Raw genomic sequence first — 20309 nt, forward strand, 5'->3', positions numbered from 1 at the left:
ACCGCGATGATCCGGGTCCCCTGCCCGCACTGCGGCGAGCGCGACGAGACCGAGTTCCACTACGGCGGCCAGGCCGGGGTGGCCTACCCCGCGGACCCGAGCGCGCTCGACGACGTCGCGTGGTCGTCGTACCTCTTCGTGCGGAGCAACCCGCGGGGCTGGCTGCGGGAGCGCTGGTTCCACGGCGCCGGCTGCCGGCGCTGGCTGACCGTGGAGCGGCACACCGTCACCGACGAGATCAGGAGTCCCTCGTGAGCCGGCGTCTCGACCATGGCGGCACCCGGATCGACCGCTCCCGCCCGGTGCGCGTGACCGTCGACGGCCAGGAGCTCGCGGCGTACGCCGGCGACACCCTGGCCTCCGCGATGCTCGCCGCCGACCTGCCGCTGGTCGCCCGCGGCATCTACTCCGGCCGTCCTCGCGGCATCGTCGGCGTCGGCGCCGAGGAACCCCACGCCTGGGTGCAGGTGCTCTCGGGCGGCGGCGAGCCGATGGTGCAGGCCACGCTGCTGGAGGTGTACGACGGCCTCGCGGTCGAGCGGCTCGCGGGCCGGGGCCGCCTGCCCCTCGATCCGGAGAGCGACCGCCACGACACGCTGTTCTCGCACTGGGAGGTCGTGGTGGTCGGCGGCGGGGCGGCCGGGCGGCGCGCGGCGGCCCAGGCCGCGGCGGCGGGCGCGGGGCGGGTGCTGCTCGTCGACGACCAGCCCGCCCTCGAGCACCTCGACGGCGTCACCGTGCTGGCCCGCACCACCGTCACCGGGCTCTACGGCCACGGCCGCCTGGTCGCCGTCGAGCGGCTTCCCGCGACCGGGCAGATCGGCGGGGCCCGACTGCACCACCTCCAGGCCGGGCGGGTCGTGCTCGCCACCGGCAGCCAGGAGCGCCCGCTGGCCCTCGAGGACGGTGACCGCCCCGGGGTGATGCTGGCCTGCGCGGCGGCCGACCACCTGCGCCGGTACGCCGTCCTGCCCGGCGAGCGCGCGGTCGTCTGGGCCGCCCACGACCCCGGCCTGCACGCCGCCATCGAGCTGGCCGACGGGGGCGTCGAGGTGCTGGCCGTGCTCGACGTCCGCGACGAGATGGGCGAGCCGCTCGCCGCGGCGTTCGCCGCCCGCGGGATCCCGGTCCACCTGGGCGCGGAGGTGACCGGCACCGACGGCACCGACGACGGCCGGCTCAACCGCGTGCACACCAGCGCTGGCTCGTACGACGCCGACCTGCTCGCGGTCAGCGGCGGCGCGGACCCGGCGGTCCAGCTGTGGAGCCACGCCGGTGGGCGGACCCGGTGGTCCGACGAGGTGGCGGGCTTCGTGCCGCTGCCCGGCCCCGAGGGCCGGGTGAGCATCGTCGGCGCGGCCGCGGGCGAGCTCGGGGGCCCGCGGCCGACGTACCTCGCTCCCGCGACGCACTTCCGCTCCTCGGTCGGCGACCCCGAGCGGGTCTTCCTCGACCCGCACCGCGACGCGACCCTGCACGACCTGCGCCGCGCGCACACCGCCGGGCTGACCAGCGTCGAGCACGTCAAGCGGTTCACGACCATCGGCACCGGCGCGGACCAGGGCCGCGGCTCCGGGGTGCTGAGCGTGGGGGTGCTCGCGCAGGAGCTCGGCCTCCCGGTGGGCGAGGTCGGGACGACGACGTACCGGCCGCCGTACCTCCCGCTCTCCTTCGGGCTGCTCGCGGGCCGCAACCGCGGCGAGCTCTCCGACCCGGTCCGGCTCTCGCAGCTGCACGACCGGGTGGCGCACGCGCCGATGGAGAACGTCGGGCAGTGGAAGCGGCCGTGGTTCTTCCCCGCGGCGGAGGAGACGCTCGACGACGCGGTCGCCCGCGAGGTGCGGGCCGTGCGCACCGGCGTCGGGATGATGGACGCCTCGACGCTCGGCAAGATCCTGCTGCAGGGCACCGACGTCGGCGTGCTGCTCGACCGGGTCTACACCAACCTGTTCTCGACGCTGAAGACCGGCAAGGTGCGGTACGGCGTGATGTGCGGCCCCGACGGCATGGTGATCGACGACGGCACCACGGCCCGGCTCTCGGAGACGGAGTGGCTGATGTCGACCACCACCGGCAACGCGGCCACGGTCCTCGACGCGCTCGAGGAGTGGCACCAGACCGAGTGGCCCGAGCTCGACGTGACGATGACGTCGGTGACCGACCAGTGGTCGGTGGTCGCCGTGGCCGGCCCGCGCTCGCGCGAGGTGGTCGCCGCGCTCGCGCCCGGGCTGGACTGCTCGGCCGAGGCGTTCGGCTTCATGGAGTGGCGCTCCACCCACGTGGCCGGGATCCCGGCGCGGGTCATGCGGATCTCGTTCTCGGGCGAGCTGGCCTTCGAGCTGAATGTCCCGAGCTGGTGGGGCGCGGCGCTGTGGGACGCGGTCGCGCAGGCCGGGGCGGCGTACGGCATCACGCCGTACGGCACCGAGACGATGCACGTGCTCCGCGCCGAGAAGGGCTTCCCGATCGTGGGCCAGGACACCGACGGCACCGTGACGCCGTACGACCTCGGCCTGGGGTGGGCGGTCTCGAGGAAGAGGGCCGACTTCGTCGGCAAGCGCTCGCTGGCCCGGGCCGACGCCCAGCGCCCGGACCGGCGGCACCTGGTCGGCCTGAGGCCCGTCGACGGCACCTCGCGGATCGTCGAGGGGGCCCAGCTGGTCGCGCACGGCGCCGACCTGATGGCGTACCCCGTGCCCATGGCCGGGCACGTCACCAGCGCCTACCCCGCCGGGCACGACGGGCGCCCGTTCGCGCTCGCGCTGCTCGACGGCGGCCGGGACCGGATCGGCGAGGTGCTCGACGCCGTCGACGACCTGGTGCCGGTGCCGGTGCGCGTCACCGGACCGGTGTCGTACGACGAGGAGGGGGCCCGCCGTGACGGATGACGTCCTCGCGCTGCGGCGCTCGCCGCTGGAGGGGACCGGCTTCGGTGTCGGCGGCCCCGGGCTGACGATGGCCGAGGCGCCGTTCCGCTCGCTGGTCGAGGTGCGTTCCGACGTCGCGCCGGACGTCTCTCCCTCGACCGGGCACGTCTGGCGACTCGGTCCGGACTGGTGGCTGGCCGACGGCCCGCCGCCGCCCGCACCCGCGCTCGAGGTGCCGCTCGCCGCGCAGCTGCGCGGTCCGGGCGCCGCGACGACCGACGTCTCGGCCCACCGGACGACGATCGTGCTGACCGGCGAGCACGCCGCGACCGTGGTCGCCCACGGCTGCCCGATCGACCTCTCCGTCGTGCCGGTCGGCGGCTGTGTCCAGGGCACGCTCGCCGGCGCCCAGGTCGCGATCGGCCGGGTCGGGCCGGACGCGCTGCGGCTCTACGTGCGCGCCGCCTTCGCCCGGCACCTGGCGGCCTGGCTGAGCGACGCGGCCACGCCGTACCTCTGACGCGGACCTGCCGTGGCCCTACGGTGGTGGAGGTGCGAGCGACGCGAGCCTCGAGACCCCGTCTCCTCGTGCTCGCCCTCGCCCTCCCCGCCCTGCTCGTGGGCTGCACGGCCGAGCCGTCGGCCCCCGGGAGCCCGACGGCGACTGCCCCGCCGAGCTCGGTCACCAGCACCCCGGCTGTCGTTCCGGAGCAGCCACCCCCCGCCCCGCGCGTGTCGCCCGAGGACGTCCGGGTCCGTACGGCGACGGCCGCCGTCCGCCACCTCGCGGGCGAGATCGGCCCGCGGCCCGGCACCTCCCCGGCGTACTTCCGGGCGGCCGCGTGGGTGGAGCGGCGGTTCACCGACCTGGGCTGGGAGGTCGAGCGGCAGCGGTTCCCGACCCCGGCCGGTTTCTCCTGGGTCGCCCCGGTGCCAGCGGGGCCGTCGGTCAACGTGATCGCCACCCGCGGCGACGTCCGGCCCGGCCGCCCCTGGCTGGCCGTCGGCGCGCACCTCGACACCGTCCCGCGCGCGCCCGGGGCGGAGGACAACGCCTCGGGGGTCGGGGTGCTGCTCGCGGTCGCCGAGGCGCTGGCCGGGCGGCGTACCCGGCTCCCGGTCGTGCTCGTCGCCTTCGGCTCCGAGGAGCCACGCGGCACCGGCGACGCCCACCACCACTACGGCTCCCGCGCGTACGTCGCGTCGCTCACCGCCGCCGAGCGGCGGAGCCTGCGCGGCATGGTCTCGCTGGACCGGGTCGGCGTCGGTGCGGCGGTCCCCGTCGGCAGCCCGGACCTGCCGTCGCCCCTGCGCGACGAGGTGCTCGCCGCCGCCCGCCGCGCCGGCGTCCCCGTGCTCCCGGAGACCGGCCAGGTCTCCAGCGACCACTGGTCGTTCGCCCGCGAGGGGATGCCGGGCGTGCGCCTCGGCAGCACGCCGTACGCGGCGTACCACGACGCCAGCGACCTGCCCGCCGTCGTCGACCCGGCGCAGCTCGAGCGCACCGCGCGGGTCGTGCTGGCCTGGGTGCGGTGACCTGCACCGGCCGGTCCCCCATGGGGAGCCCTCAGACGAAGCGACGCAGCGCGGTGACCGCGTCGGAGGGCACCTTCACGTCGACGCCCTCGCCGATCGCGCGCAGCCGCCAGCGGTCGCCGTCGCGGTAGAGCCCGGCCATCGCAAGCCCGGTCTGCGGCACCCCGGCGGTCAGCCGGAACCGGGCGAGCTCGGTGTCGTGCTCGTCAACAAGGCGGCAGTAGGCGCGGTCGACCCACTCCAGGCTGTGGCCCTGGTAGCTGCTGACCAGGAAGATGATCGTGTCGACGGGGCCGTGCACCCGGTCCAGGTCGACCGAGATCACCTCGTCGTCCCCCTCGCCGTCGCCGGTGCGGTTGTCGCCCTGGTGCTCGACCGAGCCGTCGCGGGTGCGCAGGTGGTTGTAGAAGGCCAGGTCGAAGAGCTTCCCGCCGGCGAACTGCACCGCCGAGGCGTCCAGGTCGACGTCGGGCGCGCCGGAGCCGATGAAGCCCGCGCCCCGCTCCTTGTCCCAGCCGACGCCGAGCCGCAGCCGGGTCACCGGCTCGCCGGTCTCGGTCGCCAGCGTCCAGTCCTCGCCCTGGTGCAGCTCGATCACACGTCGAACCTACCCGGCGTACGGGCCCGTGCTCGTGCTCCAGACGTCGGCGAGCACCTCCGGACCCGGCACCGGCCGCGGCGCGTACGACGTCGGGTCCATCCGGTACGGCGCCAGCCGCACCGCCTTGAGCTCCGCGCCCCAGAACGTCGCCTCCAGCAGCACCCCCTCGCGCGTCTCCACGGGGAAGCCGCTGCTGGGGCCCATGTCGAAGACCAGGTTGCCCAGCGAGTGAGCCAGCGGCACGCCCCCGACGGAGTCGATCCCCTGCACCCAGTGCGGGTGGCCGCCGACGACGAGGTCGGCGCCGGCCCGCACCAGCCGGCGCCCGACGGTGCGCTGCACCTCCTCGGGCTCGTGGGTGTATTGCGTGCCCCAGTGCGGCAGCGCGACCACGACGTCGGCGCGCTGCGTCGCGCGCCGGATCACCTCGGCCACGTGGTCGAGGTCGGCCGGCACCAGGGGCCCGGTGCGGGGCGGCATCCGCACCGACAGCGCCCCGGGCGCGTCCGGGGTCGCCTGCGGCGTCTCCCCGATGGCGTTGAAGGCGACGAACCCGAACCGCACCCCGCCGCGCACGACGTACGCCGGCCGGCTCGCCGCGGCCAGGTCGCGCCCGGCCCCGACGGGGGCGACCGGGCTCCGCCGCAGCTCGGCCACGGTGCGCAGCATCGCCGTGGTGCCGTAGTCGCCCGCGTGGTTGTTGGCCAGGGACAGCACGTCGAAGCCGGCGCGCCGGAGCGGACCGAGCAGGGCGGGCGTGCCGCCGAAGGAGTCGCCGCCCTGGGTGGGCGACCCCTCGAGCGAGAGCGTGCTCTCCAGGTTGCCGACGGTCACGTCGGCGGACCGCAGCCGCCGCGAGAGGGGCGCCAGGGCCGCGGCCGCGTCGGGGACGCCGCGCACCAGCATCACGTCGCCGCCGACGGTCAGGTCGACCGCGCGCGGGTCGTCGCGGACCGGGTCGACGCCGCCGACGCGGGCGGCCACGACGGTGGGCCCGACGTCGTCGAGCGGGACCACCGCGATCGCGCCGGGGTCGCGCTCGACCGCCCGGATCCCGGCGACCACCTCGCGACCGCGCCACCGGTCGAGGTCGCCCGCGACGAGACGGCGGTACGCCGCGCGGGTGAGGGCGAGCTGCGGGCGGGTCGCGTGCCCGACGACGGCGAGGTCGGGCTCCGGCGCGGCGGTCGCGGGGGGCGCTGCGGGCCTCGTCCGCGGTGCCGGGGCGGGCTCCGGGTCGCCCTCGGAGGCCGGCGAGGTGCAGGCGGCGGCCGCGAGCACCAGGGCCGCGGCGAGGCCCGCCCCAGCGGCCGGTCGGCGGCGCACCGTCACCCCAGGTGCCGCAGGGCCACGTCGACCAGGGACACGTGCTGCAGGCCGGGGACCTCCTCGACGGGGAACCAGCGGGCCTCGTCGGTGCTGCCGTCGACCTCCGCGGTCAGCGTCCCCCCGACGACGGTGGCGGCGAACAGGACCCGCACGGACTTCAGCGCCCGACCCGGCGGCCCGCCGTGCAGCCGGCGCTCCGCGGGGACGACGTGACTGTCGACCGCGAGCAGCCGGTCGAGGCGCACGTCGTACCCCGTCTCCTCGCGGACCTCGCGCACCGCGCCCTCCTCCACGGTCTCGGGGAGCTCGACGCCCCCGCCGGGCAGCGTCCACTGCGCGTGGTCCGGCTCGTTCCACAGCGCGAGCAGCAGCCGGCCCTCCTCGTCGCGGATCACGGCGTACGCCCCGAGGCGGGTGTCGTACTCGGTGTAGTGCGGGAGGCGGTGCGGGAGGTCGTGCGGCGCGTCGGTCACAGTGACCATTCTCGCCCCGGGCCGCATTCTGGAATGTTCTGTCCGCTGACGGGTTCCGATAGACATGACCGTTCCGACCATCACGCTGAACGACCAGACGACCATCCCGCAGCTCGGCTTCGGCACCTACCAGGTCCCGCCGGAGGACACGGCCAAGGTGACCGCCACGGCCCTCGAGGTCGGCTACCGCCACCTCGACACCGCGCAGATGTACCAGAACGAGGAGGGCGTGGGCGAGGCGATCCGCACCTCGGGGATCCCGCGCGAGCAGCTCTACGTCACCAGCAAGCTCAACAACGGCTTCCACCGTCCCGACGACGCGCGCCGCGCGTTCGACGAGACGCTGACCAGGCTCGGCCTGGACAAGATCGACCTGTTCCTCATCCACTGGCCGCTGCCGACGCTGTACGACGGCGACTACGTCTCCACCTGGCGCACGCTGGCCGAGTTCGTGGCCGACGGCCGCGCGGCGTCCGTGGGCGTCTCGAACTTCCAGCCCGCCCACCTCGACCGGATCGTCGAGGAGACCGGCGTGGTCCCGGTGGTGAACCAGATCGAGGTGCACCCCTACTTCACCAACGAGGCCGCCCGCGCCGCCTCCATCCGGCACGGCGTCGAGGTCGAGGCGTGGTCCCCGATCGCGCAGGGCGCGGTGCTCGGCGACCCGGTGATCGGCGAGATCGCCACGAAGTACGGCAAGAAGCCGTCCCAGGTGACGCTGCGCTGGCACCTCGACCGCGGCGACATCGTCTTCCCGAAGACGACCCACGAGGAGCGGATGCGGGAGAACTTCGACCTCTTCGACTTCTCCCTCACCGTCGAGGAGCTCGAGCGGATCGCCGCCCTCGACCGCGGCGAGGACGGTCGCACCGGCCCCAACCCGGACACCTTCGACTACCTCCCCTGATCCGCAGCTAAGCGTCCAGCGCCCGGCCCCACGCCTCGAGCAGGCGTGCGAGCCGGGCGCTGTCGCGTTCGGGGAGCAGGCCGACCAGCCGCTGCTCGTTGGCGACGTGGGCCTCGAAGGCCCGGTCGATCAGCTCCCGCCCGGCCGGGGTCAGGGCGACGACCCGGCCGCGCCCGTCGGCGTCGCTGACCCGGCGGGTGACCCAGCCGCGCTCGACGCAGCGGTCCACCCGCTTGGTCACCGCCCCCGAGGTGACCATGGTCGAGGCGGCGAGGTCGCCCGGCGCCAGCTCGTACGGCGCGCCGCTGCGGCGCAGCGTCGCCAGCACGTCGAACTCGCCCTCGCCGAGCCCGTGCTCGGCGTACACCGCGACCAGCTCCTCGGTCAGCCGCGCGGCGAGCCGGTGCAGCCGGCCGATCACGCCCATCGGCGCGACGTCGAGGTCGGGCCGCTCCGCGGCCCACTGCGCCAGGATCCGGCCGACGTGGTCGAGCCGCGGGTCGCCGTCCATGCGGAGGAATGTATCTGACGCGGAAGCTATTATAGTTTCCATGGAAACAAATTGGCGGGTGCTGCTCGCCGCGGCCATCGCGCCGATCGCGTGGGGCAGCGGCTACTACGTCACCGAGACCTTCCTCCCGCCGGACCGGCCGCTCTTCGGCGCGACGGTGCGCGCCCTGCCCTTCGGCCTGCTCCTCCTCGCCTTCCGGCCGCACCTCCCCCGCGGGTCGTGGTGGTGGAAGGCGACGGTGCTCGGCGTGCTGAACATCGGCGCGTTCTTCGTGCTGATCTTCGTCGCGGCGTACCGCCTCCCCGGCGGCCTGGCCGCCACCCTGACCGCCACCGCGCCGATCGCGGTGATGCTGCTCGCCTGGCTGCTCGTCCGCGAGCGCCCGCACGTCGCCTCGATCGCGGGCGCCCTGGTGGGCGCCGCCGGCGTGGCCCTGCTCGTCCTGCGCGCCGGCTTCGCGGTCGACCCGGTCGGCGTGGCCGCCTCGCTCGGCGCGGTCGCGATGTCCTCGCTCGGGTTCGTGCTGGTCAAGCGCTGGCCCGCTCCCGTCGACCTGCTCACCCTCACCGCGTGGCAGCTCGTCGCGGGCGGCCTGGTGCTGCTGCCCGTCGCGGTCGTCGTCGAGGGCGCCCCGCCCGCGCTGGACGCCGGCGCGCTGGGCGGCTTCGCCTTCCTCGGGCTCGTCGGCACCGTCCTGGCGTACGCCGTGTGGTTCCGCGGGCTGCGCGAGCTGCCGGCCGCCGCGGTCTCGCTGGTGGGCCTGCTGAACCCGGTCGCGGGCCTGCTGATCGGGGTCACCCTCGCCGGCGAGACGTTCGGCGGCACCCAGGCCGCCGGCCTGGTGCTGGTGCTCGTCGGCGTGCTCGCGGGCCAGCCCGCTGTGGTGGCCGCGGTGATCCGCCGCCAGAATCGGGCAGGTGCCGCCAGGACCGAGCCCGGGACAGCAGAGCGGGAGCGCGAGCTCGTTCCGCCTGCGTGACGTCGCGCTCGTCGGCTACGGGCCGACGATCGTCAACGCCACCGGGCACGGCGCGGTGATGCCGGTGCTCGCGCTGCGTGCCCGCGAGCTCGGCGCCGACGTGAGCACCGCGGCCCTCGTGGTCGCCCTCCTCGGCGTCGGGATGCTGCTGGCCTCGCTGCCCGCCGGCGCCCTCGTGGCCCGGATCGGCGAGCGCCGCACGCTCTTCCTCGGCGGGCTGGTCGACGCGGTCGCGATGGTCGCCGCCGCGCTGAGCAGCTCGGTCCTGCTCCTGGGCGTGGCCGTGGTGCTCAGCGGGATGACCTGGACGGCGTTCCTGCTCGCGCGCCAGGGGTTCATGATCGACGCCGTCCCGGCCACCCACCGGGCCCGGGCGCTCGCGGGCCTCGGCGGCTCGCACCGGGTCGGGATCCTCCTCGGCCCGCTGCTGGGCGCGGCGCTGATCCACCTCACCGACCTGCGCTCGGTCTTCGTCCTGGCCGCCGTGCTGTCCGTGGTCTCGGCGCTGATGGCGCGACTGATGCCCGACCTGGGGTCGGAGCAGCGGCTGGCGGCCGGATCCCGCGGCCACGCGACGGTCCGCTCGGTGCTGGTCGCGCACCGCAGGACGCTGCTCACCCTCGGCGTCGCCGTCGTGGTCATCGGCGCCTCCCGGTCGGTGCGCAACGGCCTGCTGCCGCTGTGGGCCGACCACGTCGGCATCGCCGCCTCCACGACCTCGCTGATCTTCGCGGTCGCCGCCGCCGTCGACATCGCCTTCTTCTTCCCGGGCGGCTGGCTGATGGACACCCGCGGCCGGACCGTGGTCGCGGTGCCCGTGGTGGCGACCGTCGCCGTCGCGGCGCTGCTGCTCCCGCTCGCCGACGAGGTCTGGTCGGTCACCGCCGTCGTCGCGCTGATCGCGGTCGGCAACGGCCTGGGGTCGGGGATCGTGATGACGCTGGGCGCGGACGCCGCACCGGAGCACGGCCGCGCCCAGTTCCTGGGCGGCTGGCGGCTGTGCGGGGACATCGGCAACACCGGCGGCCCGCTGCTCGTGGGCGCCGTCGCGGCGGTGGCGCCGCTGGCCACGGCGTCGGTCGTCGTCGGCCTGCTGATGGTGGCCGGCACCGTCTGGGTCGGCTACTGGACCCGACAGGCCGACCGTGCGCGAGCGGTCAGCGGACCGTGACCGAGACGGCGTTCGAGACCTCGCCGGTGTCGGTGTCGCGCACGCGGAACTTGTTGGGCCCGAGCTGCCCGGTCTGGACGTAGGTCGTGAAGGTCTCGTTGCCGACCGACGCGGTCACGGGGAACTCCGTCCACGCGCCGTCCGCGAGCCGCTCGACCTGCAGGATCGCGCCCTCACCGCCGGGGTAGACACCGGTGAGGTCGATGTTCTCCATCGGGCTCACCTCGGTCTGACCGGCCGAGAGCGAGATCGAGTCGTCCGACGCCTCGCTCTCCGAGGGCTCCTCGGAGGGCTCGTCCTCGCCGGGGGCCAGCGTGATCGCCGGGCCGTCGTCCCCCTCGGTCTCCGAGGGCCGGGGGAGGTAGATCGACTCGGCCGAGGACGCCTGGCCCGAGCTGGTCTCGCCGTCGAGCCCGAGCACCTGGGTGACGGCGAGCGCGGCGCCACCGAGCACCAGGCCGACGACGAGGCCGACGCCGGCGAGGGCGGCGAGGCCCGTGAGGACGGGACGTCCCTCTGGTTCGGCCACGGTCACTCCCGGTCAGGTGCGGTCAGCTGCGGACGCCCCATTGTCGGGGGACGGACGCGCAGGCGCCAACCCGGGCCGGGTCAGCGCGGCTCGAGCACCACCACGGGGATCTCCCGGTCGGTCCAGCGGGCGTACTTCTCGAAGTCGGCGTAGAGGTCCACCAGCCGCGGCCACAGCGCGGCGCGCTCCTCGGGGTCCGCCACGCGGGCGCGCACCCGGCGTACCTCCCGGGGCAGGTGGACCTCGGTGTCGGGGTGGGCGAGCAGGTTGAGGTACCACTGCGGGTTCTTCGGCAGCCCGCCCTGCGAGGCGACCACGACCAGGTCCGGCCCGTCCTCGAGGTAGAGCAGCGGCGTGGTGAACCGGGTGCCGGACCGGCGGCCGACGTGGTCGAGCAGCAGCGTCGGCACCGGCTCGCGCCAGCCCGCGCCGACCCGCCACGTGTTGCCGACCCGGCCGTTGGTGAGCCGGAAGACCGCGACCTGGACGCGCGCCATGTACTTGATCGCCGTGACCGTCCACGGCGAGTCCAGCCCGCCGGGCCGCTCCTCGGGGAGGCCCACTACATCCCGCGCTTCCAGACGATCTCCTCGTGCAGCGCGCGGCTGCGCCAGCCGTCCGCCGTCCGGGTCATCGTGTGGTGGTAGATGCCGCCGAACTCCACGATCTTCTCGCCGCCCTGGCCGTCGGAGACCGGCATCGGGTTGTGGAAGTACGCCGCGACCGTCGCCTCGTCGCCGTCGAGCGCGACGTCGACCTGGCCGAGGGTGTGCATCCGGATGGGGAAGAACGCCGGGAGCACCTCGGCGAGCCACGCCTTGACCTCCGGGTACGCCGCCGCGATGCCGCCGGACTGCACGTAGTCGATCTGCGCGTCGGGCGTGAACACCGTGTCCAGCCGGTCCCAGTCGCCGGTGTCGATCGCCCGGGTGTAGCGGGTCAGGACGTCGGCGATCTCGAGCCGGTCGGAGAGGGTCTGCAGGTCCACAGCGTGAACTGTGGCACAAAACTGGAACACGTTCTACTGTGCTGCCCATGAGGTTCACCTACGCCGAGGCGATGACCCAGGCGTCGTTCTACGCCCCGCTCGCCCAGGCCGCCGAGTCCGCCGGCTACACCAGCATGACCGTGGCCGACAGCCTGATCTACCCCGAGGACTCCGACTCCAAGTACCCCTACACCGACACCGGGGACCGCGAGTTCCTCGACGGCAAGGAGTTCATCGAGACGATGGTGCTCTGCGCGCACCTGTTCGCGCAGACCACCACGCTCCGCCTCACGCCGTTCGTGCTCAAGCTGCCGGTGCGGCCGCCCGTGCTGGTCGCCAAGCAGGCGTCCTCGCTGGCCTTCCTCTCCGGCAACCGGCTCGGCCTCGGCGTCGGCATCTCGCCGTGGCCCGAGGACTTCGCCAACCTCGGCGTCCCGTGGGAGAAGCGCGGCAAGCGCATGGACGAGTGCATCGACATCGTGCGCGGCCTGACCACCGGCGAGTTCTTCTCCTACTCCGGGGAGTTCTACGAGGTCGACTCGCTCAAGCAGTCCCCCGCCCCGACCGAGAAGATCCCGCTGCTCGTCGGCGGGCACGCGGACGCCGCGCTGCGCCGCGCCGTACGCCGGGGCGACGGGTGGATGCACGCCGGCGGCGACGGCGAGGAGCTCGACCGGCTGCTGAAGCGGCTCGCCGAGATCCGCGCCGAGGAGGGCGACACCCGCGACGACTTCGAGGTGCACGTGATCTCCTACGACGCCTACGACCCCGACGGGATCAAGCGCCTGGAGGACAAGGGCGTCACCGACTGCATCGTCGGCTTCCGCGTGCCCTACGTGAAGGGCCCCGACACCGAGCCGCTGGACACCAAGGTCCGGCACCTCGAGAAGTACGCCGAGAACATCATCGCCAAGGTCAACGGGTGAGCGCGAGCCTGGGGCTGACCCGGGTCCTGCAGGACGCGATCGCGGAGGCCGAGGAGCTGGTCGCGAACGCGCCGTTCATCCGCACCGAGGCCGACCGGCTCGAGGGGTACGACTACCTGGCCGGCCGGATCCGGATGGCCATGCAGATGGCCTTCGACCACGACCTGGACCGGCCGCTGCTGATCAACCCGACCCACCAGTTCTCCCGGCAGGGCCTGGACAACCCCGACGCGATCTACTTCAACGCCTACCTCCGCGAGGGGGTCGAGTACGTCGTGCGCGGGCGCCGCGGGACGAGCGCCGACCTGTCCTTCCAGGTGATGGGCGGCGCGTACACCGCCGACTCCGCCGCGACCTCGCTGATGGCCTTCGACGACCGCGAGCTGGAGATCGCCGACGACGGCACCTTCGAGTTCACCTACGTCGCCGAGCCGGGCGCGAAGACGCTGATCGTCCGCGAGGTCTTCAACGACTGGGACACCGAGGAGCGCGGCACGCTCACGATCGAGCGCCCCGACACCCTGGGCAAGCCGGCCCGCACCCTCACCGAGGACCTGCTGCGCCGCAAGTACGAGGTGGCCGCCCGCTCGCTGGTCGGGTCGATCCAGACGTGGTTCGCCTTCCCCCAGTTCTTCCAGTACAAGGAGCCGGTCAACACCCTGACCGCGCCGCAGTCGACGCCGGGCGGGCTCGCCTCGCAGCGCTCCTCGATCGGCCACTACGAGCTCGCCGAGGACGAGGCGATGATCGTCACCGTTCCCGAGTGCCACGACTGCTCCTACCAGGCGATCCAGATCGGGTCGGACTGGTACGCCTCGACCGACTACGAGACCCACCAGACCTCGCTCACCAAGGCGCAGGCGGTCACCGACCCCGACGGGATGATGCGTTTCGTCGTCTCCGAGCGCCCGCCCGGCGGCGCGGACCGGCCGATCGCGAACTGGCTGGAGACGACCGGCCACCGCACCGGCGCGATGATGCTGCGCTGGCAGCGCCTGGAGCGCGACCTCGGCCCCGAGGACGGCCCGCAGATCGAGATCTGCCGGATCGACGAGGTTCCCGACCGGCTCCCCCACCTCACCCCGCTCACCACCGAGGAGTACGCCGCGCGGATCGCCGCCCGACAGCGCTCCGTTGCCCGAAGGATGATCAGTTGAGCCGTACGCCTCTCGGCCTCGCTGCCGCGCACGACACCTCCATCGAGGAGCGCTACACCCCGGTCCCGCTGCTGCAGGACAAGGTGATCGTGCTGTCCGGAGTCGGTCCCGGTCTCGGGCGCTCGCTCGGCGAGGAGGCGGCCCGGATGGGCGCCGACCTGGTGCTGGTCAGCCGCACCGAGAGCCGCCTGGAGAAGATGGCCGAGGTCGTCCGCTCCCACGGCCGCCGGGCGCTCGTCGTCCCCACCGACATCACCGACGAGGACTCCCGGGCCGCGCTGGTCGAGCGGGCGCTCGCCGAGTTCGGCAAGGTCGACTGCCTGCTCAACAACGCCTTCGCGATCCCGCCGATGGACCCGATCTCGCAGATCCCGCTGGAGGAGCTGCGCCGCGCCAACGAGACCAACGTCTTCGCGCCGCTGCGCCTCGCCACGCACTTCGCCGACGCGCTCGCCGCGAGCCGCGGCTCGGTGATCATGCTGAACTCCTGCGTCTCCTACAGCAGCCTGCCGGAGTTCGCCGGCTACAAGCTCTCCAAGGGCGCGCTCGAGCACCTCGCCTCCTCGCTCGCCACCGAGCTCGGCCCCCGCGGGATCCGGGTCAACAGCGTCGCCCCGTCCTACATCTACGAGGACGTCAACCGCGGCTACTTCGACTACCTCGCCGCCGTCGAGGGCAAGACCCACGACGAGGTGTACGCCGCCAAGGCGGCGCCGACCGACCTCAAGCGGCTCGCGTCCTCCGAGGAGGTCGCGCGCGCGACCCTCTTCTTCGCCTCCGACCTCGCCTCCGCCGTGAGCGGCCAGATGCTCAACGTCGACTGCGGCGAGTTCCACTCCTGACGGGACCTCCCATGAGCGACAACATCATGGTGCGCGAGCGCGCCGACGTCGGGTCGTACGACGACATCGCCGCGGCCGCCGTCCGCACCACCGGCCTGACCGAGATGGGCGGCACCGAGCACGAGGAGGGGCTGCGCACCCTGGTCGAGGACCTCGCCTCCCCGGAGGCCGGCCTGACCCCGCGCGGCAACTACTTCCAGCGCTCGGAGGTCAAGAGCGCGCTGGTGGGCCGGCTGCTCACCCAGGCGCGCTTCGACGAGCTGCCGCAGCACCTCGACGTGCCCATCGAGCGGCCGGTGTTCGTGATGGGCCTGCCCCGCACCGGCACCACCGCGCTGCACCGGCTGCTGCACGCCGACCCGATGGCGCAGGGGCTGGAGATGTGGCTGACCCAGCTGCCGCAGCCGCGGCCGCCGCGCGAGACCTGGGAGGCGGACCCGATCTTCCAGGCGATGCAGCAGGGGTTCGCCGCGCACCACGTGGAGAGCCCGGAGTTCATGGGGATCCACTACATGGACGCCACCACCGTCGAGGAGTGCTGGCGGGTGCTGCGCCAGACCGGCAAGTCCAACTCCTACGAGTCGCTGGCCCACGTGCCGCGCTACACCGAGTGGCTCGCCCGGCAGGACTGGACCGACGCCTACGAGCGGCACCGCCGCAACCTGCAGCTGATCGGCATGAACGACCCCGAGAAGCGCTGGGTGCTGAAGAACCCCTCGCACATGACCGCGCTGGACGCGCTGATGGCGGTCTACCCCGACGCGCTGGTCGTCTACACGCACCGCGACCCGGTCGTCTGCATCGCCTCGTCCTGCTCGCTGTCGGCCGAGACCACCGACGGCCACAGCACGACGTACGTCGGCGGCGTGATCGGGCAGACCCAGCTCGACCTGTGGTCGCGGGCCTACCACTCCTTCCACGACGCGCGGCCGGCGTACGACGCGGCGCAGTTCGCCGACGTTGCCTTCTCCGACCTGCGCGCCGACCCGATCGGCGTCACCCGCGGGATCTACGAGCAGTTCGGGCTGGACTGGAACCCCGAGGCGCAGGCCGCGGTCGCCGAGATCGACCGCGAGTCCAAGGAGGGCAAGGCCGCGCCCTCGCACCGGTACTCCCTGGAGGACTACGGCCTCACCGAGGACCAGGTGCGCGCCGCCTTCGACCGGTAGTCGTCCACCGGTCGCCCCCGGGCGACCCTCGTCCACAGGCGGACCGCCGACCGGTGCCGCGCGGGGGTCCTCGGGTGATGACTGGACCCATGACGAGACTCCGCGACCTGACCATCAGCCTGCCCCCGCGCTGGCGACGCCGCTCCGACCCCGACCACGGGCTGCTCCTCCAGGCGCGTGCCCCCGGCACGCCCCCCAGCGGCACCCGCCCCGAGCTGGTGCTGCGGTGCACGGTCGTCGACGGCGACCTCGACGCGTGGCGCGCCACCGCGCTCGACGAGCTGCGGAAGCGGCTGGACGACTTCGACCTGGAGGACGAGGACGCCTTCGAGCTCGAGGGCCGGCCGGTGCACTACGCCCGGTTCTCGCACCGCCACGGCCTCGCGGCGCTGATCAGCGAGCAGTGGTCCTGGCTGCTCGGCACGACCGGGCTGACCCTCACCGGCACGGTGGCGCGGGAGGACTACGCCGACTGGTGCGAGGTCTTCGAGGCGGTCGCGGCCACGCTCGAGCCCGACCCGAGGGCCGCCTGATGCGCGCGCCGGCCCTCGCCGCGGCCGCCGCCCTCGCCCTCTCGCTGCTCGCCGCCGTGCCGGCCGCGCCCGCCGCGGCGTACGGCGGCTGGCGCGAGATGCTCCAGCCCGGCAACGCCCGGCCGTGCCGCTACGAGGACTCCCGCCTCTGCGTCTGGGACGCCCGCCACCGCGGCAACGGGCGGGGGCACTCCTTCGCCGCCGACCGCCGCGGCCGGGTGCACCCGATCTCCCACCGCACCGCCCACCGGGCCCTGCACGGCTGACCTGCACGGCTGCCCGGTCGCGGACGACGGCGGTCCACGCCAGGGTGGAGCCATGACCGACACGCTCGAGCCCCTGCGCGACCTCCTGCTGACGGCGGCCGTCGTCCTCGGCGCCCTGCAGGCCGGCACCTACTACACCTGGGCCAGCGGGGTGATGCCCGGACTGGCGCGGGTCGACGACCGCACGTTCGTGCACGCGATGCAGCAGGTCAACGTCGCGATCGTGAACCCGGTCTTCCTGGCGAGCTTCGTCGGCGCCCCGGTGGTGGCCGCGCTCGCCGTCCCGGCGACGACGGGCACGGCGCGCGCGTGGGTCGCCGCCGGCGCCGCCCTGGCCGCTGCGACGGTCGTGGTCACCGGCGCGCGCAACATCCCGCTGAACAACGCCCTCGACGCGGCCGGACCGGTCCACGAGGCCGCCGACCTCGCCGACGTGCGCCGGGGCTTCGAGGCGCCCTGGCGGCGGTGGAACGTCGTGCGCGCGCTCACCTCGACCGCGTCGGTCGGCTGCCTCGCCTGGGCCGCCACGCTGGTCTGATCGGCGACCAGGCCAGCGTCCGTGGGCGGCGCGTCAGCTGTAACGCGGTGTCCGCGACTGTTCTGCGGCGTCGCAGCACCGCGGAACAGCGCTGGACACCGCGTTACAGCTGCGGGCGGCCGCCGCCGAGGTGCCGGGTGAGGAAGTCGACCTGGTGGGTCAGGGCCGGCTCGAACCAGTCCTTGCCGGGATAGACGTCGAAGTGGTCGCAGGGGTAGTGGCGCACCTCGGCGCGCGCGTCGAAGGCGGCCTTGGCGGCGGCGTGCGGCGGCGCGCTGCGGTCGAAGTCGGCGATCTGCACCAGCATCGGGGCCCGGACGTGCGCGGCCTGCTTGGCCGGGCGGTGGCCGCCGAGCTCGAGCCCGACCGCCGCGTCGATCTCGTTGCGCCAGGTCGGCCCGGCGATGGCGAGGTAGTCCTCGAGGCAGCCCTCGAGCGTCAGCGCGCCGAGCTCCCCGGGGCGGGCGACGACCGGCATCATCACCGGCGAGGCGACCCGGCTGCGGACGCCGGCCAGGGTGGAGCGCAGCATCGCGGAGGGCTTGTGGTGCGCCATCGCGTGCCGGCCGGCGGCCAGCCCGTCGACGAGCGGGGTCAGCGAGACGACCGCGGCGACGTCGTCGCGGTGGGCGGCCGCGGCGAGCACGTGCCCGCCGGCGAGCGAGACGCCCCACAGGACCAGCCGCTGGGGGTCGACGCCGGGGAGGCGGGCGGCGGTGGTCATGGCCGCGCGGTAGTCCTCGAGCTGCCCGGCCATCGACACCACCTGGCGGGGCGAGCCGCCGGACGCGCCGAAGCCGCGGTAGTCGAAGGCGAGCACGTCGAGGCCCGCCTTGGCCAGGCCGACCGCGAACGGCTCCAGCCCGGAGTCCTTGGTGCCGGCCAGCCCGTGCGCCATCACGACGACAGGACGGCCCGCCTCGGTGGCGAGCTCGTCGCCGGCGCCGGAGAAGTGCCAGGCGTCGCACGTGGCGTCGCCGGAGGTGAAGGTGACGGACTCGTAGGTCATGAGGTGCTCCCGTAGATGCTGCTCAGCCAGAGGTGCACGACGGCGTCGACGTGGGTCTCCCAGTCGAAGTCGTCGCGGTCGCCCGGAGCGCGGACCAGCCGCTCGAGGGCCCGGTCGTTGACGTCCATCAGCGCGGTCGCGATCGCCAGCGCGGGCGGGCCGTCGGACTGCTGGTGCGCGACGCGCTCGGCGTCGATCACCGCCGCGACGACCTCGATGAACCTCGCGATGTGGGTGTTCCACCGCTCGCGGGCCGCGGCGCTGGTCGCCCGCGCCTCAAGCATCGCGCGGTAGACGTGCGGCCGGCTGCTCCAGCCCTCGAAGACCGAGCGGATGGCGGTCGCGGTGCGGTCGCGCATCGACCCCTCGCCGCCGAGCAGGTCGGCGGCGCCCCACGCCTCGTCGTACATGTCGTCCATCAGCGCGGCCACGGCGGCGGCCTTGTTGTCGAAGTAGAAGTAGAACGCCGAGCGGGTCACGCCGGCGCGACGGGAGAGGTCGGCGACGTTGATGTCCTCCAGCCGCGCCGCCGGCCCGGCCTCGCGGAGCTGCTCGTCGAGCGCGGCGAGCAGGGCCGAACGGCGCCGGTCGCCGCGCGTGACGCTCATGCGCGGTGCGCCAGCACCGGGGCGCCCTGGCGCTCGGCCCGGGCCCGGCCCGCGGGGATCTCGCGGGTGCGCAGGTCGTGCTCGTAGACGAAGTAGTCGAGCTGGTGGGTGTGCCGCGGCCGGTGCAGCATGTGCCCGGTGTAGAGCTCCATGTCGGCGTCGATCACCCGCTCCATCTCTGCGGCGTCCGGCGGTGCGTAGCGGCCGATGGCGTAGGCACCCAGGAGTCGGGCCTGGCTCTCCACGAAGGGGAAGAGCGTGGGCGTCGCCTGGGCGAACCCCATGAACACCAGGTCCTCCATGCCGGGCTTGAACATCCGCTTGTAGAGCCGGATGTTGTTCTCCGGGGCGCTGATGAAGCCGGGGTCGAAGAACGGGAAGGTGATGTTGTAGCCGGTGGCGTAGATGATCACGTCGAAGTCGGCGCTGGTGCCGTCCTCGAAGTGCACGGTCTCGCCGTCGAGCCGGGCCACGTCGCCCTTCGGCGTCACGTCGCCGGACTTCAGGCGCAGCGGCAGCTCGCCGGACTGGGTGGGGTGGGCCTCGAAGAACTTGTGGTTGGGCTTCGGCAGCCCGTAGAGCGTCGGGTCGGAGGCGGTGAACCGCTGGCCCCACTGGGCGACCTTGCGCTGCCAGCTCAGCGGCAGGTGCGGGTTGGTGCGGTAGTTCATGTCGGCGGCCTTGCCGTACATCAGCTTCGGCACGATCCAGGCGCTGCTGCGCGTCGACAGCGTCACCGTGTTGCGCAGCGACCGCTGGGAGAGCTCGACGGTGATGTCGGCGGCGCTGTTGCCGAGCCCGACCACGAGGATCCGCTTGTCCATCAGGTCCAGCGGGTTCCACGGGTCGATGTAGTGGTGGGAGTGGATCGACTGGCCGGTGAACTCGCCCGGGAACTCCGCGGTGCGCGGGTCCCAGTGGTGGCCGTTGGCGACGACCAGCAGGTCGAAGCGGCGTACGTCGCCGGCGTGGTCGGTCAGCTCCCAGCCCCCGCCGGGCAGCCGCTCCGCGTGCTGCACGCCGTTCTCGAACTCGATGTGCTCGCGCAGGCCGAACGTGTCGGCGTAGGCGTCGAGGTAGTCCTTGATCAGGGTGTGGTGCGGGAAGTCCGGGTAGTCGTCGGGCATCGGGAAGTCCCGGAACGACAGCTGGTGCTTCGAGGTGTCGATGTGCAGCGACTGGTAGGCGCTGCTGTGGCCGTTGGGGTTGCCGAACGCCCAGTTGCCGCCGACCCGGTCCGAGGACTCGAAGCAGGTGTACGGCACGCCGTAGTCGTGGAGCATCTTGCCGGCCGTGAGCCCGCTGATACCGGCGCCGATGACGGCGGTCCGCGGAAGGGTGGGTGCAGCCATGGCCGCGACGCTAGGGCA

General features: G+C 74.0%; 24 protein-coding genes. 14 read left to right on the top strand and 10 right to left on the bottom strand.

What is annotated here, in order from left to right:
- The first annotated feature begins 6 nt into the window (after positions 1-6).
- The 4 genes from H4O22_RS18985 to H4O22_RS19000 are packed head-to-tail and all read left to right on the top strand — an operon-like array spanning position 7 to position 4403.
- Positions 7-255 carry a sarcosine oxidase subunit delta gene (locus H4O22_RS18985; protein ID WP_182524861.1) on the top strand — a complete coding sequence of 83 codons (249 nt, stop codon included), beginning with the start codon at positions 7-9 and terminating at the stop codon, positions 253-255.
- A complete protein-coding gene (locus tag H4O22_RS18990; RefSeq protein WP_182524862.1) occupies positions 252-2888 on the top strand; it encodes a 2Fe-2S iron-sulfur cluster-binding protein in 2637 nt (878 codons plus the stop codon). Before H4O22_RS18985 ends, H4O22_RS18990 begins: the two co-directional genes overlap by 4 nt.
- Positions 2878-3387, top strand: a complete 510-nt coding sequence (locus tag H4O22_RS18995; RefSeq protein WP_182524863.1) for a sarcosine oxidase subunit gamma — start codon at positions 2878-2880, stop codon at positions 3385-3387. The genes H4O22_RS18990 and H4O22_RS18995 overlap by 11 nt, the downstream gene beginning before the upstream one ends.
- Before the next feature lie 32 nt (positions 3388-3419).
- Complete coding sequence (locus H4O22_RS19000) at positions 3420-4403, top strand: M28 family metallopeptidase (protein WP_244963029.1); 984 nt, start codon at positions 3420-3422, stop codon at positions 4401-4403.
- A gap of 31 nt (positions 4404-4434) precedes the next feature.
- Here the strand turns inward: H4O22_RS19000 and H4O22_RS19005 are convergent, their stop codons facing one another.
- The 3 genes from H4O22_RS19005 to H4O22_RS19015 are packed head-to-tail and all read right to left on the bottom strand — an operon-like array spanning position 4435 to position 6806.
- Positions 4435-5001, bottom strand: a complete 567-nt coding sequence (locus H4O22_RS19005; protein ID WP_182524864.1) for a TerD family protein — start codon at positions 4999-5001, stop codon at positions 4435-4437.
- Between the two features lie 9 nt (positions 5002-5010).
- Positions 5011-6330 carry a CapA family protein gene (locus H4O22_RS19010; protein ID WP_182524865.1) on the bottom strand — a complete coding sequence of 440 codons (1320 nt, stop codon included), beginning with the start codon at positions 6328-6330 and terminating at the stop codon, positions 5011-5013.
- Between the two features lie 2 nt (positions 6331-6332).
- The gene (locus H4O22_RS19015; RefSeq protein WP_220451211.1) at positions 6333-6806 is read right to left on the bottom strand and encodes an NUDIX hydrolase; all 474 of its coding nucleotides are present in this window, start codon (positions 6804-6806) and stop codon (positions 6333-6335) included.
- 64 nt (positions 6807-6870) lie between these two features.
- Between H4O22_RS19015 and H4O22_RS19020 the strand changes: the two genes are divergently transcribed.
- Positions 6871-7713: an aldo/keto reductase gene (locus tag H4O22_RS19020; RefSeq protein ID WP_182524867.1), complete on the top strand. Its 843-nt coding sequence runs from the start codon at positions 6871-6873 to the stop codon at positions 7711-7713.
- A 7-nt stretch (positions 7714-7720) separates the two neighbouring features.
- Here the strand turns inward: H4O22_RS19020 and H4O22_RS19025 are convergent, their stop codons facing one another.
- Positions 7721-8224 carry a MarR family winged helix-turn-helix transcriptional regulator gene (locus H4O22_RS19025; protein WP_182524868.1) on the bottom strand — a complete coding sequence of 168 codons (504 nt, stop codon included), beginning with the start codon at positions 8222-8224 and terminating at the stop codon, positions 7721-7723.
- Between the two features lie 40 nt (positions 8225-8264).
- On the opposite strand from H4O22_RS19025, the gene H4O22_RS19030 reads away from it, so the two are divergent.
- The gene (locus H4O22_RS19030) at positions 8265-9203 is read left to right on the top strand and encodes an EamA family transporter (protein WP_182524869.1); all 939 of its coding nucleotides are present in this window, start codon (positions 8265-8267) and stop codon (positions 9201-9203) included.
- A complete protein-coding gene (locus H4O22_RS19035) occupies positions 9142-10374 on the top strand; it encodes an MFS transporter (RefSeq protein WP_182524870.1) in 1233 nt (410 codons plus the stop codon). Before H4O22_RS19030 ends, H4O22_RS19035 begins: the two co-directional genes overlap by 62 nt.
- Here the strand turns inward: H4O22_RS19035 and H4O22_RS19040 are convergent.
- The 3 genes from H4O22_RS19040 to H4O22_RS19050 all read right to left on the bottom strand — a co-directional run bounded on the left by H4O22_RS19040 (position 10361) and on the right by H4O22_RS19050 (position 11891).
- Positions 10361-10903 (bottom strand): hypothetical protein, encoded by a 543-nt coding sequence (locus H4O22_RS19040; RefSeq protein WP_182524871.1) that lies wholly within the window; start codon positions 10901-10903, stop codon positions 10361-10363. The two genes, H4O22_RS19035 and H4O22_RS19040, sit on opposite strands and share 14 nt — an antisense overlap.
- Before the next feature lie 80 nt (positions 10904-10983).
- Complete coding sequence (locus H4O22_RS19045; RefSeq protein ID WP_244963030.1) at positions 10984-11466, bottom strand: nitroreductase/quinone reductase family protein; 483 nt, start codon at positions 11464-11466, stop codon at positions 10984-10986.
- On the bottom strand, positions 11466-11891 hold the full coding sequence (locus H4O22_RS19050) for a nuclear transport factor 2 family protein (RefSeq protein ID WP_182524872.1): 426 nt from the start codon (positions 11889-11891) through the stop codon (positions 11466-11468). The genes H4O22_RS19045 and H4O22_RS19050 overlap by 1 nt, the downstream gene beginning before the upstream one ends.
- 47 nt (positions 11892-11938) lie before the next feature.
- Between H4O22_RS19050 and H4O22_RS19055 the strand changes: the two genes are divergently transcribed.
- The 7 genes from H4O22_RS19055 to H4O22_RS19085 all read left to right on the top strand — a co-directional run bounded on the left by H4O22_RS19055 (position 11939) and on the right by H4O22_RS19085 (position 17322).
- Positions 11939-12817: a TIGR03619 family F420-dependent LLM class oxidoreductase gene (locus tag H4O22_RS19055; RefSeq protein ID WP_182524873.1), complete on the top strand. Its 879-nt coding sequence runs from the start codon at positions 11939-11941 to the stop codon at positions 12815-12817.
- Entirely contained in the window at positions 12814-13974 is a 1161-nt protein-coding gene (locus tag H4O22_RS19060; RefSeq protein WP_244963031.1) for a hypothetical protein, read from the top strand. Before H4O22_RS19055 ends, H4O22_RS19060 begins: the two co-directional genes overlap by 4 nt.
- Positions 13971-14816, top strand: coding sequence for an SDR family oxidoreductase (locus tag H4O22_RS19065; protein ID WP_220451212.1), 846 nt, complete (start codon positions 13971-13973; stop codon positions 14814-14816). Before H4O22_RS19060 ends, H4O22_RS19065 begins: the two co-directional genes overlap by 4 nt.
- Positions 14817-14827: 11 nt before the next feature.
- Entirely contained in the window at positions 14828-15985 is a 1158-nt protein-coding gene (locus tag H4O22_RS19070; protein ID WP_227466049.1) for a sulfotransferase family protein, read from the top strand.
- 89 nt (positions 15986-16074) lie between these two features.
- Complete coding sequence (locus tag H4O22_RS19075) at positions 16075-16518, top strand: hypothetical protein (RefSeq protein ID WP_182524874.1); 444 nt, start codon at positions 16075-16077, stop codon at positions 16516-16518.
- The gene (locus H4O22_RS19080) at positions 16518-16784 is read left to right on the top strand and encodes a hypothetical protein (RefSeq protein ID WP_182524875.1); all 267 of its coding nucleotides are present in this window, start codon (positions 16518-16520) and stop codon (positions 16782-16784) included. The genes H4O22_RS19075 and H4O22_RS19080 overlap by 1 nt, the downstream gene beginning before the upstream one ends.
- A 52-nt stretch (positions 16785-16836) precedes the next feature.
- Positions 16837-17322 (top strand): anthrone oxygenase family protein, encoded by a 486-nt coding sequence (locus H4O22_RS19085; RefSeq protein ID WP_220451213.1) that lies wholly within the window; start codon positions 16837-16839, stop codon positions 17320-17322.
- Between the two features lie 103 nt (positions 17323-17425).
- Here the strand turns inward: H4O22_RS19085 and H4O22_RS19090 are convergent, their stop codons facing one another.
- From H4O22_RS19090 to H4O22_RS19100, 3 genes are read right to left on the bottom strand one after another with little or no spacing between them, the layout of a single operon-like run.
- Positions 17426-18331 carry an alpha/beta hydrolase gene (locus H4O22_RS19090; RefSeq protein WP_182524876.1) on the bottom strand — a complete coding sequence of 302 codons (906 nt, stop codon included), beginning with the start codon at positions 18329-18331 and terminating at the stop codon, positions 17426-17428.
- Positions 18328-18939: a TetR/AcrR family transcriptional regulator gene (locus H4O22_RS19095; protein ID WP_182524877.1), complete on the bottom strand. Its 612-nt coding sequence runs from the start codon at positions 18937-18939 to the stop codon at positions 18328-18330. The genes H4O22_RS19090 and H4O22_RS19095 overlap by 4 nt, the downstream gene beginning before the upstream one ends.
- The gene (locus H4O22_RS19100; protein WP_182524878.1) at positions 18936-20291 is read right to left on the bottom strand and encodes a flavin-containing monooxygenase; all 1356 of its coding nucleotides are present in this window, start codon (positions 20289-20291) and stop codon (positions 18936-18938) included. Before H4O22_RS19100 ends, H4O22_RS19095 begins: the two co-directional genes overlap by 4 nt.
- Between the last annotated feature and the right edge of the window lie 18 nt (positions 20292-20309).

Source organism: Nocardioides dongkuii, from assembly GCF_014127485.1.
In the GTDB taxonomy this organism is placed as follows: domain Bacteria; phylum Actinomycetota; class Actinomycetes; order Propionibacteriales; family Nocardioidaceae; genus Nocardioides; species Nocardioides dongkuii.